4 protein-coding genes and 3 tRNA genes are annotated in these 2,979 nt (G+C 58.4%); all 7 read right to left on the reverse strand.

Features of this window, described 5'->3' with window-relative positions:
* On the reverse strand, positions 1–154 hold a 154-nt coding region (locus ACODS5_RS24540; protein WP_489109821.1), incomplete at its 3' end, for a GTP-binding protein.
* Between the two features lie 79 nt (positions 155–233).
* Positions 234–309, reverse strand: a tRNA-Thr gene (locus tag ACODS5_RS24545).
* Positions 310–338: 29 nt separating this feature from the next.
* Positions 339–412, reverse strand: a tRNA-Gly gene (locus tag ACODS5_RS24550).
* Between the two features lie 24 nt (positions 413–436).
* Positions 437–520: transfer RNA gene (locus tag ACODS5_RS24555), tRNA-Tyr, on the reverse strand.
* A gap of 152 nt (positions 521–672) precedes the next feature.
* A complete protein-coding gene (locus ACODS5_RS24560) occupies positions 673–1,098 on the reverse strand; it encodes a hypothetical protein (RefSeq protein ID WP_134693395.1) in 426 nt (141 codons plus the stop codon).
* Between the two features lie 7 nt (positions 1,099–1,105).
* Positions 1,106–1,855 (reverse strand): pantothenate kinase, encoded by a 750-nt coding sequence (locus ACODS5_RS24565; RefSeq protein WP_134693394.1) that lies wholly within the window; start codon positions 1,853–1,855, stop codon positions 1,106–1,108.
* A complete protein-coding gene (birA, locus tag ACODS5_RS24570; protein ID WP_134693393.1) occupies positions 1,845–2,804 on the reverse strand; it encodes a bifunctional biotin--[acetyl-CoA-carboxylase] ligase/biotin operon repressor BirA in 960 nt (319 codons plus the stop codon). Before birA ends, ACODS5_RS24565 begins: the two co-directional genes overlap by 11 nt.
* Positions 2,805–2,979 lie beyond the last annotated feature (175 nt).

Consider the following 2,979-nt stretch of genomic DNA (forward strand, 5'->3'; position numbering starts at 1 on the left):
AGTCGATCTTGTCGAACTCAACGACGGCCGAACCGAAAACTTCGGAGCAGACGCGAGTCAGCGCTGCAGTCAGAGTGGTCTTACCGTGGTCAACGTGGCCGATAGTGCCGACGTTAACGTGAGGTAGGGAACGATCAAACTTTTCCTTAGCCATCGATACATCCTCCGCAGAAGAAATAGACTTACCGCTGATAAAACAAAGGCAGATATTCTCATATCTGCCTTTGTCTATATGGAGCTCTTGAGCGGACTTGAACCGCTGACCTCACCCTTACCAAGGGTGTGCTCTACCAACTGAGCTACAAGAGCGAAACACTTTGTGCAAAACCCTGCAAACTTGGAGCGGGTAGCGGGAATCGAACCCGCATCATCAGCTTGGAAGGCTGAGGTTCTACCACTAAACTATACCCGCGGAGCTTGCGGCTCTCGCTAAAACTGGTGGAGGGAGAAGGATTCGAACCTTCGAAGCTCTCGCAACGGATTTACAGTCCGTCCCCTTTGACCGCTCGGGAATCCCTCCAGATGTGGCCGGCATTCTATTTGTCTGCCGTCCTAGTGTCAAGCGTTTTTTCAAATTTTTTCAATCAAATCTGAAACTTAGCTGCTTTGACACCGCCTCCAGCTCTACCACCGCAGTGGTGTTCCCTGTGAAGCGGGCGCCATTCTATCAAGCTATTCAGCAGTTGCAATACCTTCGCAGAAAATAATTTTGTGTTTTAAGTCTTTGAAATCCTTGGAAAGAGTCGAGAGCACTGCCGGGTCCAGCAAACGCTCGCTTTCAGGGGCTACCTTGAGCCAGAAACCATCGGCCCCCGGCAGCTGCCCCGCGACCGCCACCGCAGCGATATCAAGGCTCAACAGGCGCTGACGCAGTGCCTCGAGCTGTTCACGTTGCGCCAGGCCACCGACAACCAGGCATTCATCGCGGCGTCTGGCCGGCGCCGCGACTCCGGTTTCGCGCAGCAGGCGAATTTCCTGCTGACTGCCCTTGTACAGCGAAAGCGGCGCGACTTCCTTCACCTTGAGGGGCGCTTCCTGCTGGTGCCAGACATAATAGAAGACGTTCAGCACGACCAATAGAAGAAACAACCAGCGCATAGGCACCTCAGTTCAATGGGCAGGCCATGGCCAGGCCAACGAATACCAGGTCCGGGACGATACGCGCCTGGGGAGCGGCCTTGTGCACCAGGGGCGCATCACCGCCAGTGAGGAACACCGTGAAGTCATCGCCCCATAGTGCCCTGGCCTGCTCGATCTGCGCGCGAGCAAAACTTTGCAGCATCAGCACGCAACCCCGCTCGACCGCCTCAACGGTAGAGCGCCCCGGGGCAAGGCTGTTCAGCGCCCGCTCGGCGGAAGCGTCGTCATAACGAATGCGCCGGGTATGGGTGCGTAACTGGCTGCGCATCAACGGCATGCCTGGACATATATAGCCGCCCAGGTGCTCGCCATCGGCCGCAACGAAGTCCGCCTTGGCCGCTGTGCCAAAATCGATGACCAGGCAGGCCCCCTTGGCCAGGTGAAAAGCGCCCAGCGCCCCCAACCAACGGTCCATGCCCAGGCGCTGGTAGTCGTCATAACCATTGCGAACGCCGGCCATTTCCTGGACCGGCTGGGCAACGCTCACGGCGACCGCAAAGCGATCCTTGATCAATGCACATAATGCCGAGGTCTCTTCCTCGCTGCGTACACTGACCATTCGGCTACCGACCAGAGGCACGTCACCGAGCCCTGCAACCGCAGCCAGCAGCGCCTGGTCCGAGTCGACAATACCGCCACCGGTGATGGCGGCATCGGCACTGTGAATCACACGCCACTTTATAAAGCTGTTCCCACAATCGAGCTCAAGAATCATCACGCAACCTCAGGCTGAGCTCGCCACCGCTGAAGCTCTTTTCCACACCGTCGACCTCAAGACGCAAACCGCCCTGGCCATCCACGCCCCGCGCCACCCCATCGATGCGGGTAGTCCCGGCGACCAACGACACCTTGCGCCCTTGCCAGAGATGGGCTTGCTCCCATTCCTCCTGGAACGCGGCAAACCCGTAACGCCGGTGACGGGCCAGTTCACGCTGCAACTGCTGGCTGAGCAAGGCGACCAAGCGGTTACGGTCGACGGTCTGGCCCGACTCGGCGCGCATCGAGGTCCATTGTTGATCAATGCCTTCACTGGCCTGCATATTCACATTGACACCGATCCCCAACACCACATGGCAGACATCGGCAGGGTCGCCGACCAATTCCAGCAGGATTCCGGTGATCTTCCGGCCTTTGACCAGGACGTCGTTTGGCCATTTCAGGCCGACATCCTTGAGACCGAACGCCTGCAGCGTGCGCATCACCGCCAACCCCACCACCAGGCTCAGCCCTTCAAGTTGACGCATACCGCCATCAACGCGCAGGACCAGGCTGTAATAGAGGTTTTCAGCGAACGGACTGACCCAGTGCCGCCCACGCCGACCACGACCGGCGCTTTGTCGCTCGGCCAACACCAGGAACGGAGCAACTTGCCCAGCTGCGGCAAGTCTCAGTCCTTCGGCATTAGTGGAGTCGATGGTCTCGTGGATGAATAGCGGCCACTGCTCACCCTCGGCGAAGCCAGCGATCGCCTGCGACTCGAGCAGGTTCAACGGCGCCGCCAATTGATAGCCACGGCCGCGGACCTTGTGGATGGTCAGGTTCAGTTCACTCTCGAGGTGCTGCAGCTGCTTCCAAACGGCGCTGCGGCTCACCCCAAGGGCGGCCCCCAGGGCTTCTCCGGAATGGAACCGACCATCCTTGAGGAGATTCAACAACTTCAGCATGCCAGTCTCGACTTTGAATAAGGCTGGCATGATAGCTATGGGCTGTTGGCTTGCATAGGAAAAGGGCCCAGCAACAGCGGCGAGCGCCCCCCTGTAGGAGCGCACAGTATTTTTGCGCCACAAAGACAAAACCCCTACCTGCTCACGCAGATAGGGGTTTTGCGAAATGAATCTT

It is taken from the genome of Pseudomonas sp. FG47 (assembly GCF_057809115.1).

What these genes read in the sequence shown, in the direction of transcription:
- ACODS5_RS24565 (WP_134693394.1), bottom strand. Translation starts at nt 1,855, where the DNA reads ATGATTCTTGAGCTCGATTGTGGGAACAGCTTTATAAAGTGGCGTGTG.
- birA (WP_134693393.1), bottom strand. Translation starts at nt 2,804, where the DNA reads ATGCTGAAGTTGTTGAATCTCCTCAAGGATGGTCGGTTCCATTCCGGA.
- ACODS5_RS24560 (WP_134693395.1), bottom strand. Translation starts at nt 1,098, where the DNA reads ATGCGCTGGTTGTTTCTTCTATTGGTCGTGCTGAACGTCTTCTATTAT.